The organism is Leifsonia sp. RAF41 (genome assembly GCF_052114085.1).
Classification (GTDB): domain Bacteria; phylum Actinomycetota; class Actinomycetes; order Actinomycetales; family Microbacteriaceae; genus Leifsonia.
Window position 1 is genome coordinate 1,072,257 of the sequence record NZ_JBFREB010000001.1, and the last position, 15,061, is coordinate 1,087,317.

The 15,061-nt window shown below is 70.1% G+C and carries 13 protein-coding genes; 11 read left to right on the top strand and 2 right to left on the bottom strand.

What is annotated here, in order from left to right; genetic code table 11:
• Positions 1 to 9 precede the first annotated feature (9 nt).
• The 7 genes from AB4Y74_RS05100 to prfA all read left to right on the top strand — a co-directional run bounded on the left by AB4Y74_RS05100 (position 10) and on the right by prfA (position 9,640).
• Positions 10 to 804, top strand: coding sequence for an LmeA family phospholipid-binding protein (locus AB4Y74_RS05100; RefSeq protein WP_441798035.1), 795 nt, complete (start codon positions 10 to 12; stop codon positions 802 to 804).
• A 146-nt stretch (positions 805 to 950) separates the two neighbouring features.
• Positions 951 to 2,429 (top strand): diaminopimelate decarboxylase, encoded by a 1,479-nt coding sequence (gene lysA, locus AB4Y74_RS05105; protein ID WP_441798036.1) that lies wholly within the window; start codon positions 951 to 953, stop codon positions 2,427 to 2,429.
• Positions 2,426 to 3,799 (top strand): homoserine dehydrogenase, encoded by a 1,374-nt coding sequence (locus AB4Y74_RS05110; protein WP_441798037.1) that lies wholly within the window; start codon positions 2,426 to 2,428, stop codon positions 3,797 to 3,799. Before lysA ends, AB4Y74_RS05110 begins: the two co-directional genes overlap by 4 nt.
• Positions 3,799 to 4,938, top strand: coding sequence for a threonine synthase (gene thrC, locus AB4Y74_RS05115; RefSeq protein ID WP_441798038.1), 1,140 nt, complete (start codon positions 3,799 to 3,801; stop codon positions 4,936 to 4,938). Before AB4Y74_RS05110 ends, thrC begins: the two co-directional genes overlap by 1 nt.
• Positions 4,935 to 5,900 (top strand): homoserine kinase, encoded by a 966-nt coding sequence (thrB, locus tag AB4Y74_RS05120; protein ID WP_441798039.1) that lies wholly within the window; start codon positions 4,935 to 4,937, stop codon positions 5,898 to 5,900. Before thrC ends, thrB begins: the two co-directional genes overlap by 4 nt.
• A gap of 252 nt (positions 5,901 to 6,152) precedes the next feature.
• Positions 6,153 to 8,477, top strand: a complete 2,325-nt coding sequence (gene rho / locus AB4Y74_RS05125; protein WP_441798040.1) for a transcription termination factor Rho — start codon at positions 6,153 to 6,155, stop codon at positions 8,475 to 8,477.
• An 86-nt stretch (positions 8,478 to 8,563) separates the two neighbouring features.
• On the top strand, positions 8,564 to 9,640 hold the full coding sequence (gene prfA / locus AB4Y74_RS05130) for a peptide chain release factor 1 (protein WP_441798041.1): 1,077 nt from the start codon (positions 8,564 to 8,566) through the stop codon (positions 9,638 to 9,640).
• Positions 9,641 to 9,753: 113 nt separating this feature from the next.
• Here prfA and prmC read toward each other — a convergent pair whose 3' ends face one another.
• Entirely contained in the window at positions 9,754 to 10,638 is an 885-nt protein-coding gene (prmC, locus tag AB4Y74_RS05135) for a peptide chain release factor N(5)-glutamine methyltransferase (RefSeq protein ID WP_441798042.1), read from the bottom strand.
• A gap of 102 nt (positions 10,639 to 10,740) precedes the next feature.
• On the opposite strand from prmC, the gene cysK reads away from it, so the two are divergent.
• Positions 10,741 to 11,679 carry a cysteine synthase A gene (gene cysK / locus AB4Y74_RS05140; protein WP_441798043.1) on the top strand — a complete coding sequence of 313 codons (939 nt, stop codon included), beginning with the start codon at positions 10,741 to 10,743 and terminating at the stop codon, positions 11,677 to 11,679.
• Positions 11,680 to 11,684: 5 nt separating this feature from the next.
• Complete coding sequence (epsC, locus tag AB4Y74_RS05145) at positions 11,685 to 12,254, top strand: serine O-acetyltransferase EpsC (protein WP_441798044.1); 570 nt, start codon at positions 11,685 to 11,687, stop codon at positions 12,252 to 12,254.
• 26 nt (positions 12,255 to 12,280) lie between these two features.
• On the opposite strand, the gene AB4Y74_RS05150 is transcribed toward epsC, so the two are convergent.
• Positions 12,281 to 13,231 (bottom strand): TetR/AcrR family transcriptional regulator, encoded by a 951-nt coding sequence (locus tag AB4Y74_RS05150; RefSeq protein WP_441798045.1) that lies wholly within the window; start codon positions 13,229 to 13,231, stop codon positions 12,281 to 12,283.
• Positions 13,232 to 13,343: 112 nt separating this feature from the next.
• Here AB4Y74_RS05150 and AB4Y74_RS05155 point away from each other — a divergent pair, with 112 nt between their 5' ends.
• On the top strand, positions 13,344 to 14,252 hold the full coding sequence (locus AB4Y74_RS05155) for an ATP-binding cassette domain-containing protein (protein ID WP_441798046.1): 909 nt from the start codon (positions 13,344 to 13,346) through the stop codon (positions 14,250 to 14,252).
• Positions 14,249 to 15,061 (top strand): ABC transporter permease, encoded by an 813-nt coding sequence (locus tag AB4Y74_RS05160; protein ID WP_441798047.1) that lies wholly within the window; start codon positions 14,249 to 14,251, stop codon positions 15,059 to 15,061. The genes AB4Y74_RS05155 and AB4Y74_RS05160 overlap by 4 nt, the downstream gene beginning before the upstream one ends.

Genomic DNA, 15,061 nt, shown 5'->3' on the forward strand with positions numbered 1-15,061 from the left:
GGGACGAGGATGAGTGACAACACGACGCAGGTTCTCCCGGCGCCCGAGGCGCCCATCCGGCGACGCCGGCCCCTCTGGCTGCGCCTCGTGCTCTGGATCGGCATCCCGGTGGTCGTCGTCGTGGTGCTGCTCGTGGTGGTCGACTCCGCCGTCCGCGCCTACTCCGAGCAGCGCGTGTCGAACGAGATCGAGAAGAGTCTGCCCTCCGACATCCACGGCCAGATCACGACGCACATCGGCGGTTTCTCCGTGCTGCAGCAGTACCTTGTCGGCACGTTCCAGAGGGTGGAGCTGACGGCGCCGAAGCTTGTCGTCAAGGGGGCGCCGCTGAGTGCCGAACTGGTTGCGACGGGAGTTCCCGCCGACTTCTCGAAGCCCATCTCCGACGCCACCGGCACCCTCTCCATCAGCCAGGAGTCGCTGAACAAGCTGGTGCAGATCCCCGGGGCAACGGGAGACATCACGCTCGGCAACGGAACGATCGGCTACGACGGATCGATCAACCTGCTCGGCCTCCCCGTCGACTACACGGTGACGGCGACCCCGGAGGCGGCGGGCAAGCAGGTGCTGCTCACCGCGGACAAGGCCTCGCTGAAGACGGGGGCCGGCAACGTCAACCTCAACCGCCTCCTTCAGGCGCTCACGTCGCAGGGCCCGTTCCCGGTGTGCGCGGCCCAGTACCTCCCGGAGGGCGTGGAGGTGTCCGACATCGTCGTGACGCCGGGGCACGCGACGGTCACGCTGACCGCGTCGGACTTCGTGATGGACGAGACGTTCCTCAACAGCAAGGGCAGCTGCTCGTAAGCGTGCGTGGGCGCCCTGCGTAATGCGCACTGAGCGCCCGCTGCGGGCTGGATAGACTTCTGGTGTTCTCTCCATCCGGCTTCAGGGGCCAATCCGGGTCCGCTCGCCTAGGAGGCCCCCACTCGTCGCCACCCGTGAGGATCCCTATGGCCCATCCCGACTCTGCCGCGCCCGTCGCCGCCGGCCCCAACCCGCTCGCCCCCGCGTGGTTGCGCGTCCCCGCGGACGCGAACGCCCTCGCACCGGGCCTGTGGTCCCGCACGACGAAGCGCTCCGACGGTGAACTCATCGTCGGGGACGTCTCCGCCGGTGCTCTCGCCGCTCGGTTCGGCACGCCGCTCTACGTGATCGATGAGGACGACGCGCGGTCTCGCGCCGTCGAGGTGCGGGAGGCGTTCGACGACGCCTTCGCCGAGATCGGCTCCGCCGCGAAGGTCTACTACGCCGGCAAGGCGTTCCTGACCATCGAGATCGCGCGCTGGATGGACGCGGCCGGCCTCTTCATCGACGTCTGCAGCGGCGGCGAGCTGGCGGTCGCGCTCGCTGCCGGGGTGGACCCCGAGCGGCTCGGCTTCCACGGCAACAACAAGTCATTCGCCGAGATCGACCGGGCCGTCGAGGGGGGCATCGGTGCGATCGTCATCGACAGCCTGCAGGAGATCGACCGGATCGCAGCGGCGGCCGAGCGGCGCGGGGTGCGGCAAAGCGTCCGGTTGCGCGTCAACAGCGGGGTGCACGCGCACACGCACGCTTTCCTGGCGACGGCGCACGAGGATCAGAAGTTCGGCATCGGGCTGGACCACGCCGTGGATGCCGTCGAGCGCATCCGCTCGCACCCGTCGCTCGCCTTCCGCGGCCTGCACTGCCACATCGGCTCGCAGATCTTCGGCGCGGACGGCTTCGCCGAGTCGGCAGCGCGCCTCCTGACGCTGCACAAGCGGCTGCTGGCCGGCGGCGACGTGGCGGAGCTCAACCTCGGCGGCGGTTTCGGGATCGCGTACACGTCGGCAGACGATCCCGCGCCGATCGGCGAGCTCGCCCGGCGTATCGCGGAGACGGTGGCGGCGGGATGCGAGGAGCTCGACATCCCGGTGCCGGTCGTCGCGTTCGAGCCGGGCCGCTCGATCATCGGAACCGCCGGGCTCACGCTCTACACCGTCGGCACGACGAAGGATGTCCCAGTGGCCTTCCAGGACGACGGCGAGATCGCCATCCGCCGCTACGTCAGCGTCGACGGCGGAATGAGCGACAACGCGCGACCCGCCCTGTACCAGGCCGACTACTCCGCCCGTCTGGCGAACCGCACCTCGCAGGCGGCACCCGCACTCGTGCGTGTCGCCGGCAAGCATTGCGAGAGCGGCGACATCGTGGTGAACGCCGAGTACCTCCCGGGCGACGTGGAGCCGGGCGACCTGCTCGCCGTGCCGGCGACCGGCGCCTACTGCTGGCCGCTGTCCAGCAACTACAACCACGTCGGCCGTCCGCCGGTCGTTGCCGTCCGGGACGGCGAGGCCCGCGTCATCGTCCGGGGCGAGACGATCGACGACCTGCTCGCGCGCGATGCAGCGTACGACCCGTCCATCTCCAGCACCCGCAGCACCGCGAAGGAGCGCAGCCAGGCATGATCGAATACCGCAACCTCCGTGTGGCCCTGCTCGGGGCCGGCTCCGTCGGATCCCAGGTGGCGCGCCTCCTGCTCGAACAGGGCGATGAATTCGCCTCCCGCGTCGGCGCCCGTCTCGAACTCGTCGGCATCGCCGTCCGCGATGTGGATGCGCAGCGCGACGTCGACCTGCCGCGCGAGCTGTTCACGACCGACGCGAGCTCGCTCATCCTCGGCGCTGACATCGTCGTCGAGCTGATGGGGGGCGTCGAGCCCGCCCGCGGCTACGTGCTCGAGGCGTTGAACTCCGGCGCCGACGTGATCACCGCGAACAAGGCGCTCCTGGCCACGCACGGCCCCCAACTGTTCGAGGCGGCCGAGCAGGTCGGTGCACAGCTGTATTACGAGGCGGCTGTCGCGGGTGCCATCCCGATCATCCGCCCGCTGCGCGACAGCCTGGCCGGCGACCGGATCAACCGCATCCTCGGCATCGTCAACGGCACCACCAACTTCGTCCTCGATCGCATGGATGTGAACGGCGAGACCCTTCAGGACGCCCTGGCGATCGCGACCGACCGCGGCTACGCCGAGGCCGACCCGACCGCCGACATCGGCGGGTACGACGCAGCGCAGAAGGCCGCCATCCTCGCGAGCCTCGCCTTCCACACCACCGTGCCGCTGGACCGCGTCTACCGCGAGGGCATCACGAGCGTGACGAAGGCGCAGGTGGATGCGGCGCGCGCGTCGGGCGCCGTCATCAAGCTGCTGGCCATCTGCGAACGCCTGACCGACCCGGAGACGGGGGAGGAGGGCGTCTCGGCCCGCGTCTACCCGGCGCTGGTGAGCCGCGACCACCCGCTCGCCGCCGTGCACGGCGCGCACAACGCCGTGTTCGTGCAGTCCGCCGCGGCGGGCGACCTGATGTTCTACGGTGCCGGTGCCGGCGGAGTCGAGACGGCCTCCGCCGTGCTCGGTGATGTGGTCTCGGCCGCGCGCCGCCACGTCGTCGGCGGCCCCGGGGTCGCCGAGTCGACGCATTCCGACCTGCCGGTGCTCGACGTCGGCCGGGTCGTGACGCGGTACCAGATCACTCTGGATGTCGAGGACCAGCCGGGCGTGCTCGCCGCGGTCGCACGCATCCTGAGTGATGGAGGGGTCAGCGTCGAGACCGTGCAGCAGTCGGTACCGAGCCACACCGGACCCGTCGTCATCGCGGGTAACGCGGCGACAGATCCCGGCGCCCCGATTCACGGCGGCGCGACACCCACCGCTACCCTGGTGATCGGCACCCACGAAGCCGAGGAGGCCGCACTTGCGGCCACCGTCGAGGCTCTCGCGGCGAGTGACGTCGTCATCGCCATCTCTTCCGTTCTCCGAGTCGAAGGATCGTAATGCCCCAGCCGAAGGCCTACAGTCGTCAGTGGCGAGGCGTCCTGCGTGAGTACGCGGACCGCCTGAACATCTCCGACGCCACTCCGATCGTCACGCTCGGCGAGGGTGGCACGCCGCTCATCCCGGCTCCCGCGCTCTCCGCGCGTACCGGCGCCGATGTGTGGGTGAAGTTCGAGGGGATGAACCCGACCGGTTCGTTCAAGGACCGCGGCATGACGATGGCCATCTCCAAGGCGGTCGAGCACGGCGCGAAGGCGGTCATCTGCGCCTCCACCGGCAACACGTCGGCGTCGGCTGCGGCATACGCGACGCACGCGGGCATCCAGGCGGTCGTGCTCGTGCCCGAGGGCAAGATCGCGATGGGCAAGCTCAGCCAGGCGATCGCGCACAACGCGCAGCTGCTGCAGGTGCAGGGCAACTTCGACGACTGTCTCGACATCGCTCGCGACCTCGCCACCAACTACCCGGTGCACCTCGTCAACTCCGTCAACCCCGATCGCATCGAAGGTCAGAAGACGGCAGCGTTCGAGGTCGTGGAGGCGCTCGGCGACGCCCCGGACTTCCACATCGTCCCGGTCGGCAACGCGGGCAACTACACCGCTTACCACCGCGGCTACACCGAGGAGCTGCAGCGCGGCGAAAGCACCAAGCTGCCGCGCATGCTCGGTTTCCAGGCGGCCGGCAGCGCACCGATCGTTCTCGGCCACACGGTCAAGGAGCCCGACACGATCGCCACCGCCATCCGCATCGGCAACCCGGCGTCGTGGGAGCTCGCGCTCAACGCGCGCGACGACAGCGACGGCTACTTCGGCGCGATCGACGACGCGAAGATCCTGGAGGCGCACCGCATCCTCTCGGCCGAGGTCGGCATCTTCGTCGAGCCCGCGTCCGCGATCAGCGTCGCGGGTCTCCTCGAGCGCTCCGCCGCAGGCCTGATCCCGGCCGGCGCGACGGTCGTGCTCACGGTGACCGGCCATGGCCTCAAGGATCCGCAGTGGGCGCTCCGCACGGCCGACGGCTCCGACGTGCAGCCGACCGTCGTGCCGGTGGACACGTCCGCCATCGCCGACGTCCTCGGCCTGGTCGCCGACTCCAGCACGGCCGACTCCGCGCACACTGCCGCCGAGGCGACCGCGTGACCTCGGCCGACCTCCGCGGCCGCAGGGTCGTCGTCAAGGTCCCCGCGACGAGTGCGAACCTCGGTCCCGGCTTCGACACGCTCGGGCTCGCGCTCGCGTTGTACGACGAGCTGGAGGTGTCGGTTCGCGATGCGCCCGGCGCCACCGTCGAGGTCATCGGCGTCGGCGAGGGCGAGGTCGCGACCGACGAGGCCAACCTCGTCGTCCGGGCCATCGCGCACACCTTCGACGCGGTCGGCGTCCCGCTTCCCGGGCTCGACCTCCGGGCGCGCAACAGCATCCCGCACGGCCGGGGGCTGGGCTCCTCGGGAGCTGCGATCGTCTCGGGCATCATGGCGGCCAAGGGGCTGTTGGAGGGTGTTGTCGACCTCGACGCGCAGCAGCTGCTGGCGCTGGCGAACGACATGGAGGGGCACCCCGACAACGTCGCGCCCGCCCTCTTCGGCGGCCTGACCATCGCTTGGGTGACGCCGGACGGCCCGCGCTTCAAGAAGCTCATCGTCCACCGCGGTGTCTCGCCGCTCGTCCTCGTGCCCGAGCACGTCATGTCGACGGCTCTGGCGCGCAGCCTCCAGCCGCAGTCCGTCCCTCATGAGGACGCCGTGTTCAACGTCTCCCGCTCGGCACTGCTCGTCGCCGCTCTCATCCAGAGCCCCGAGCTGCTGCACGCGGCCACCGAGGACAAGCTCCACCAGAGCTACCGCGCCTCGGCCATGCCGGAGACCGACCGCCTGATCACCCTGCTGCGGGAGAACGGCTTCGCGGCCGTCGTCTCCGGCGCCGGCCCCTCGATCCTCGTCCTGGGCAGCGACCCGAGTCAGCGACTCGCGGCGGCCAAGCTCGTGGAGGAGTCCGCGCAGACCCGCTGGCAGCCGCTCATGCTGGCCGTCGACTTCAAGGGGGCGACCGTGTCGCGCCAGGAAGCACGGTCGGACGCGCGGTCGGACACACCGGTCGCGTGACGTCCTGAGTGTCACCGCTGAGGTGGTAAACTGCAACCGCACCCGTGAAGAACCCGCGTCACGAGCGAATCCAGCTTCCGGGTGATCTCCTAGCAATCATGCCGTCACTCCTGCCTGCCCTCCCGAGTCTCTTCTCATAGAGAAACGGGGCGGCGACGTAGCGCGAATCAGAACGCAGCACGTACCGGCAGTTCATGTGACGAAGCTTCACATACGGCGCGCAGGGCGCGCCGGGGGAAAGGACCCTCTTTCGTGACTGATGTCAAACTCCACGCCGGGGGCGTGGAAACCAGCGACCTGACGACCCTCAAGGTGGCGGAGCTGCAAGCTCTCGCCGCTGAGATCGGGCTCCCAGGCGCAAACCGGCTCCGCAAGGGCGAGCTGGTCGAGGCGATCGCCGCAGCCCGTGCGGCGTCCGCTCCGGCCGCCGCGGCCGAGCCGGCCCTGATCGAGACGGCCGACGCCGGATCGGTCGATGCCGCATCGTCCGACGCCGTGGAGGCGGAGCCGGCTGCGCCGGCCGCTGCCTCGCAGGTGCTGACCGAGGCGCTGATCGCCGAGCCGCTCATCGCTGAGCCGGCCGGCGCCGAGCGCGTCGAGCCCACCGTCGGCGACCCGGTGCTGCCGCAGACCGACCCTGTTCGCGAGGCGGATGCCGCTCGCGAACCGCGCCGTCGCGGCTCGCGCCGCGCCAGCAGCCCCGACGGTACCCAGCTCGGCGGCGCCCAGCCTGGCGACCAGCCCGCCGGTACCGAGGCCGACGGCAACGCCGGCGGCGTGGCCGCCGGATCGCACGTCAACTCCGGCGCCACCGGCGTCGAGTCGCTCATCCCCGACGTGGATGCGCTCCTCGACTCCGCACTCGCCTCCCGTGAGCAGGCCCGCGGCCAGCAGAACGGCGGCGAGCAGGGCCAGGCCAACGGCGGACGTCGTCGTCGCGGCCGTGGTCAGGGCGGCCAGAACGGTGAGCAGGACGCGACCCAGAACGGCCAGACGCAGGGCGAGCAGTTCCGTGGCGAGCAGGCTTCGGCCGACCAGGCCGACGGCACGCGCCAGGACGACAACCAGCAGGGCGACCAGGGCGACTCCGCTCAGAACGAGCAGCAGGGCACCGGCCGCAACCGCCGCAACCGCAACCGCAACAAGAACAACAACGCCCAGCAGAACGAGCAGGGCCAGCAGTCGCAGCAGGGCCAGCAGCCGCAGCAGAACCAGCAGGGCCAGCCCAAGGACCTGCAGCAGGGCGGTGGCCAGCAGGGCGGCCAGCAGAACCGTGGCCAGGGCCCGCAGAACGACCAGCTCGACGAGCGCGGCGGCCGCTACCGTGACCGCAATCGCAAGCGTCGTGGCACCACTCCCGGCGACGAGTTCGAGCCGGAGCTGACCGACGACGACGTCCTGATCCCCGTCGCCGGCATCCTGGACGTGCTCGACAACTACGCGTTCGTCCGCACCACCGGCTACCTGCCGGGCGCCAGCGACGTGTACGTCTCGCTCGGCCAGGTGAAGAAGTACAGCCTGCGCAAGGGCGACGCCGTGGTCGGCGCCATCCGCCAGCCCCGCGACAACGAGAACAACACCCGCCAGAAGTACAACGCGCTGGTGAAGGTCGACTCGGTCAACGGCCAGACCCCGGAAGAGGCGGCCGCACGCGTCGAGTTCGGAAAGCTGACGCCGCTGTACCCGCAGGAGCGCCTCCGCCTCGAGACTGAGCCGTCGAAGGTGACCCAGCGGATCATCGACCTGGTCGCACCGATCGGCAAGGGCCAGCGCGGCCTGATCGTCGCGCCGCCCAAGGCCGGTAAGACCATCGTGATGCAGCAGATCGCCAACGCGATCACCGCCAACAACCCTGAGGTCCACCTCATGGTCGTGCTGGTGGACGAGCGTCCCGAAGAGGTCACCGACATGCAGCGCACGGTGAAGGGCGAGGTCATCGCCTCCACCTTCGACCGCCCCGCCGAAGACCACACCACAGTCGCCGAGCTCGCCATCGAGCGCGCCAAGCGCCTCGTGGAGCTGGGCCACGACGTGGTCGTGCTGCTCGACTCCATCACCCGCCTGGGCCGCGCGTACAACCTGACCGCTCCCGCGTCGGGCCGCATCCTCTCCGGTGGCGTGGACGCTTCGGCGCTGTACCCGCCGAAGCGCTTCTTCGGCGCTGCCCGCAACATCGAGCACGGCGGCTCCCTCACCATCCTGGCGTCGGCTCTCGTCGAGACCGGCTCCAAGATGGACGAGGTCATCTTCGAGGAGTTCAAGGGCACCGGAAACATGGAGCTCCGCCTGTCGCGCCAGCTGGCCGACAAGCGCATCTTCCCGGCCGTCGACGTGAACGCCTCCGGCACCCGCCGCGAGGAGATGCTGATGGGCCAGGACGAGGTCAAGATCACCTGGAAGCTGCGCCGCGCCCTCGCCGGGCTCGACCAGCAGCAGGCCCTCGAGATCGTCCTCGGCCGCCTGAAGGAGACCTCGAGCAACGTCGAGTTCCTCATGCAGGTGCAGAAGTCGATGCCCGAGCCGACCAACGGTCGCGGCGCCGCGCACTCGCACGGCCACGAGAACGACCACCGCTAGCTGACGAAGCGCCCGTCCGCCGTGCCCTGTGCGCGGCGGGCGGGCGCTTTTGCGATCGAAGGAACCGAAACTCCAGAAGGAGACCCATGTTCGAATCGGTGAACACCCTCATCGCCGAGCACGACGACCTGCAGCGCCAGCTGTCGGATCCCGACCTGCACAGCGACCCGGTCCGCTCCAAGAAGGTGAACCGCCGGTACGCCGAGCTCTCCCGCATCGTCGCGTCCTACAACGAGTGGAAGCAGCTGTCCGAAGACCTGGAGGCCGCCCGCGAGCTGGCCACGGAGGACGCCGCGTTCGCCGAGGAGATCCCGGGGCTGGAGGAGAGCGTGGCGGAGACGTCAGAGAAGCTGCGCCGCCTGCTCATCCCGCGCGACCCCAACGACAGCCGTGACGTGATCATGGAGATCAAGATGGGGGAGGGCGGCGCCGAATCGGCGCTGTTCGCCGGCGACCTGCTGCGGATGTACCTGCACTACGCCGACTCCCAGCGCTGGAAGACCGAGATCATCGAGCAGACCTCGAGCGACCTCGGCGGCGTCAAGGATGTGCAGGTCGCCTTCAAGGGCAACTCCTCCGACCCCGCCGAGGGCGTGTGGGCGCACCTGAAGTACGAGGGCGGTGTGCACCGTGTGCAGCGCGTGCCGGCGACCGAGTCGCAGGGCCGCATCCACACCTCCGCCGCGGGCGTGCTCGTGTTCCCGGAGGTGGACGAGCCGGAGGAGGTCGACATCAACCAGAACGACCTCAAGATCGACGTCTTCCGCTCCTCCGGCCCCGGCGGTCAGTCGGTCAACACGACCGACTCGGCGGTGCGGATCACGCACGTGCCGACCGGCATCGTCGTGTCGATGCAGAACGAGAAGAGTCAGCTGCAGAACCGCGAGGCGGCGATGCGGGTGCTCCGTGCGCGACTGCTCGCCCGGCAGCAGGAGGAGGCGGACGCGGAGGCCGCGGAGTTCCGTAAGGGCCAGATCCGCACCATGGACCGCTCCGAGCGCATCCGCACGTACAACTTCCCGGAGAACCGGATCGCGGACCACCGCACCGGCTACAAGGCCTACAACCTCGACGCCGTCATGAACGGGGCCCTGGCGCCTGTCATCGAGTCGAACATCCTCGCCGACGAAGAGGCCCGCCTGGCCGACCTGGCCAACGACTGACCCACCCCCGCACCCCTCAGTCGCTTCCTCGTTTAATCTGCTGACACGCCGTCGAAGCCCGGATTAACCGAGGAAGCGATGGAGGTGCGCACAGCAGCAGGGACGCCGCAGGGTCAGCGGAGGGCGGTGGTGGCGCGGTCGCGGGTCGTGAGGTCGCGGTGGGTGGCGGCGGCGCGCCAGCCGTCGGCCGTCAGGATGTCGCGGATCGCCGCACCCTGCAGCTCGCCGTGCTCCAGCACGAGGGTGCCGCCGGGGCGCAGGAGGCGCTGAGCCACGCGGGAGATGGTCCGCACCACGTCGAGACCGTCCGGACCGCCGTAGAGCGCGGCGTGCGGGTCGTGCAGGCGAACCTCCGGGTCGCGGGGGATCGCGTCGTCCGGCACGTACGGCGGGTTGGAGATGACCACGTCGACCGTGCCGTCCAGTCCCGGGAGGGCGTCGGCCAGATCGATGAAGACCGGCGTCAGATTGGTCGCGCCTACCTCATCCACGTTGCGCCGGGTCCAGATGAACGCCTCCGGGGAGTTCTCCACCGCATACACCCGTGCGTGCGGGACCTCTGTGGCCAGGGCCAGCGCGATGGCGCCGCTGCCGGTGCCCAGGTCGACCGCGACGGGCTCCGGCGAGGGGACCGCGCGCAGTGCGTCGATGGCGAACTGCGCCACCTGCTCGGTCTCCGGCCGGGGGACGAACACCCCAGGCCCGACGTTCAGTTCGAGGGAGCGGAACGGCGCCCGGCCGGTGATGTGCTGCAGCGGCTCGCGCGCAGCACGGCGTTCGACGACCAACCGCACGCTTTCGGCGTCCTCGGCAGAGATCTCCGCATCCATGACGACCAGGGCCTGGACGCGGCCCCGGCTCTCACCGATGACGTGGCCGATCAGCAACTCAGTATCCACCTCCGGGTCGGGGACGCCCGCGCGAGAGAGCACGGCCACCGCCTCATCGCGGAGAGCACGGACGGTCGCGGGGGGAGTGGCGGAGGATTCGGGGGTCATCGCCCGACGAGCCTACCGTCCGTCACGCGTGCTCCCCGCCCGCGTCCGGCGTCTAGAGTGGTGACGCGATCCTCCCGCCACCATCCCGCAAGGAAGAGGCCCATGTCCGGACACATCTACGACAACGTCACCGAGGCCGTCGGGCGGACGCCGCTCGTCCGGCTGAACAGTCTCACCGCCGGGCTCGACGCGACGGTCCTGGCGAAGCTCGAGTTCTACAACCCGGCCGGCAGCGTGAAGGATCGCATCGGCGTCGCCATCGTCGATGCAGCCGAGAAGGCGGGCGCCCTGCGTCCGGGCGGCACGATCGTCGAGGCCACCAGCGGCAACACCGGGATCGCGCTCGCCATGGTGGGCGCCGCGCGCGGGTACGACGTCATCCTGGCGATGCCGGAGACGGCGAGCAAGGAGCGCCGCGTGCTGCTGCGCGCGTTCGGCGCGAAGGTCGAGTTGACGCCCGGCGCCGACGGGATGCGCGGCGCGGTCGAGATCGCCCAGCAGATCGTCGAGAGCACCGAGAACGCCATCTGGGCACGGCAGTTCGAGAACGAGGCCAACCCGGCGATCCACCGCGCCACCACGGCGGAGGAGATCTGGGAGGACACCGACGGCGGCGTCGACATCTTCGTCGCGGGCGTTGGCACCGGCGGGACGATCACGGGTGTCGGGCAGGTCCTGAAGGAGCGCAAGCCCGGCGTGCAGGTCGTCGCGGTCGAGCCGCTCGATTCGCCCATCCTGAACGGCGGGAAGCCCGGCCCGCACAAGATCCAGGGGATCGGCGCCAACTTCGTGCCCGAGATCCTCGACACCACGATCTACGACGAGGTTGTGGACGTCTCGCTCGATGACGCGCTCGACGTGGCGAAGAAGCTGGCGAGCGATGAGGGCATCCTGGCCGGCATCTCCTCCGGCGCGATCGTCTGGGCCGCACTGCAGCTGGCGAAGCGTCCGGAGAATGCGGGGAAGACGATCGTCGCGATCGTGTGCGACACCGGCGAACGCTACATCTCCACGCCGCTCTGGGCGGACCTCCTGGACTGAGCGGAGTGCCGATCTTCAGGGCGCGCGAGGACGTCCGCAATGCACGCAGGCACGACCCGGCCGCCCGCAGCGGTTTCGAGGTCACGCTCGCGTACTCCGGGCTGCACGCGATCTGGTCGTACCGGGTGGCCCACCGACTCTGGCAGGCGGGTCTGCGCACCCCGGCTCGCTTCCTGTCGCAGCTGACGCGCTTCTTCACCGGGATCGAGATCCACCCGGGCGCGCGCATCGGACGGCGCTTCTTCATCGATCACGGGATGGGCGTGGTGATCGGCGAGACGACGTGGGTCGGCGACGACGTCATGCTCTACCACGGCGTGACGCTCGGCGGCCGGGGGAGCGGGCACGGCAAGCGGCATCCCACCGTCGAGGACGGCGTCGTGGTCGGGGCCGGTGCGAAGGTCCTGGGTGCGATCACGATCGGTGCCCACTCGGTGATCGGCGCGAACGCGGTGGTCACGCGCGACGCCCCGCCGGACTCGCTCCTCGTCGGCGTCCCCGCCCATCCACGCCCACGCTCAGGGCACGAGCAGATCGCCGGCGACGACTGGCTCGACCCCGCCATCTACATCTGACCCGCCAGTACGCGAGCGGGGTGGGGTCAGCGGGCGGCGCGCTCAGCCTCGCGGGCGGCGCGCTCGCGGGCGCGGGCGATCGCCTCGCGCTCGCGCTTGCGGGCTTCGCGCAGCTTCGACTCGGCCTCGCGGCGGGCCTTCGCGGCCTCGCGCACGGCCTTGTCCCGCGGCACCGGATCGGACGGTTGCGGAGTCGGGACCGCCTTCGCGCCTCCCTTCGCGGCGACATAGCGCTCGATCCCGTCCAGGATGCGTTCGAGCCCGAACGCGAAGTCGTCCTGCTCGCCGCCGTCCGCGTCCGCATAGGTTCCGGACGCCACCAGCGGGGCGAGGTCCGGGAAGCGCTCGGGAGTGACCAGCTCCGCGAGCGCGGACGTGAACGCCTCCCCGTAGGCCGGCGGCCCGTCCGTCTGGCGTGACCGGGCCACGTCGCGTTCGACGACGCCGACAGCCCGCGCGTACGAGGACAGCAGCAGTGCTGTCGACATCTTCTCGGCGTCCGTGAGGGGCAGGCTGCGCATCTCCCGCAGCCCCCAGTCGAGCACCGTGAGGTTGTTCGGCATCAGCGGGATGCCGCTGATCGGGATGTCGGGGAACCACGGGTGCTCACGCATCACATCGATCGTCGCCATCGACCAGCGCCGCAGCCCCGCGCGCCAGTCGCCCTCGCCGTAGCCCGAGCCGGCCAGGCCGTCGTCGGGCGGGATCGGCAGCTCGCACACCGCGTCCTGCATGAGGGCGAGTACGTCGTCCTTGCTGGTGACGTAGCGGTACAGCGACATGGTCGTGAACCCGAGCTCGTTCGCGATGCGGCTCATCGACACCGCCCCGAGGCCTTCGGCGTCGGCCAGCTCGATCGCCGTGTCGACGATCCGTTCGACGCTGAGCTCGCGTTTCGGTCCGCGCTGCGGGTGCTCCGCCACGCCCCAGCTGAGGGCGACGGCTCGGGGGAGCGCCTCCTCGACGTCTTCGCCCATGTCCGAAGCCCTTCTCGAGCGTGCTGTTGACACTCATCCTAGAACTGTGTATCACTTAAACAACCGTATACGGCATAAACAGTTTACGTCACACACAGTTGAAAGGATCATCATGACCGAACCAGCGATCGAGGTGACGGGCGTGCACAAGGCTTACGGCACGCAGACCGTCCTCGACGGAATCGACCTCCGCGTGGAGCCAGGCAGCGTGTTCGCGCTGCTCGGGCCCAACGGAGCGGGCAAGACAACGCTCATCACCATCCTCTCCACCCTCGTCCAACCGGACGCGGGCACCGTCACCGTTGCGGGCCACGACCTCGCGACCGACGCGGACGGCATCCGCCGCGCGATCAGCGTCACCGGCCAGGCGGCCGCGGTCGACGGCGTCCTGACGGGGGAAGAGAATCTGCGGATGATGGCCCGGCTCTCCGGGTTCTCCGCCGCCGAATCCCAGCGCCGTGCAGCGGAACTGATCGACCGGTTCGATCTGGCGGACGCCGCGCGTAAGCGCGTTGCGACCTACTCCGGCGGGATGCGCCGTCGGCTCGACCTGACGCTCAGCCTGGTCGCGACGCCGCCGGTCATCTTCCTGGACGAGCCGACGACGGGCCTGGACACGCGCAGCCGGCAGACGCTGTGGGACATGATCCAGGAGCTCGCGCGCCGGGGTACGACCATTCTGCTCACCACGCAGTACCTCGAGGAGGCCGACCAGCTTGCCGACCGCATCGCGGTGCTCGACCACGGCGTCATCGTGGCCGAGGGCACCGCGGCGGAACTGAAGGCGCAGGTCGGTGGCGAGGTCGTCGAGCTCCGGGATGCGCGCGGCGAGATCGTCCGCGAGCTGCCGACGGACGGCAGCGTGGATGCGCTTCGCACCGCCATCGACGAGCTCGACGCCCTCCGCGTCCCCGACGGCTCCATCGGCATCCGCAAGCCGTCGCTCGACGACGCGTTCCTCGCCCTGACCGGGCAATCGTCCTCCACCGCAGCCGAGATCGAGAAGGAGGCCGTCCGATGACCGCCCTCAGTGCAACCGCGGGATCCATCCCCGCCCGTCCCGAGCGGCCGGTGACGCCGTTCGCCAGCACCCGTGTCTTCGTCGGCCGCAGCATCCGCCATTCGCTTCGGGACGTCGAGGCGCTCACCATGGCGGTCGTCCTGCCCGTCATGCTCATGCTCCTGTTCACGTTCGTGTTCGGGGGAGCGCTGGATACCGGGGGCGGCTACGTACAGTACGTCGTGCCCGGCATCATCCTGCTGTGCGCGGGTTTCGGCGCCTCCAGCACGGCGGTGGATGTCGCCCGCGATATGAGCGACGGGATCGTGGACCGCTTCCGCACCATGCCGCTGCGTTCCCGGGGCGTCATCACCGGCCACGTCGTCGCCAGCCTCTTCCGCAACCTCCTGGCGACCGGAGTCGTCATCGGCGTGGCTCTGCTGGTGGGCTTCCGGCCGACCGCGAACCTGCTGCAGTGGGCCGGTGCCCTCGGCATGGTCGCACTGTTCATCCTCGCCATCACCTGGCTGTACGCAGGGCTGGGGCTCGCCGCGAAGAGCCCGACGGCGGCCAGCTCGTACGGCTTCGCCCTGCTGTTCCTGCCCTACCTGTCGAGCGCGTTCGTGCCGACCGACACCATGCCGACCTGGCTCCGATGGGTCGCCGATAATCAGCCGATCACGCCGATCATCGAGACCATCCGGGCGCTCCTGTTCGGACGCGACCCCGGTTCCGACCTGTGGTGGGCGCTGGGCTGGTGCGGGCTGATCATCGGTGCGGCCTATGTCTGGGCGGCGTGGCTGTTCCGGCGCTCCGCCGGGCGCCGCTGA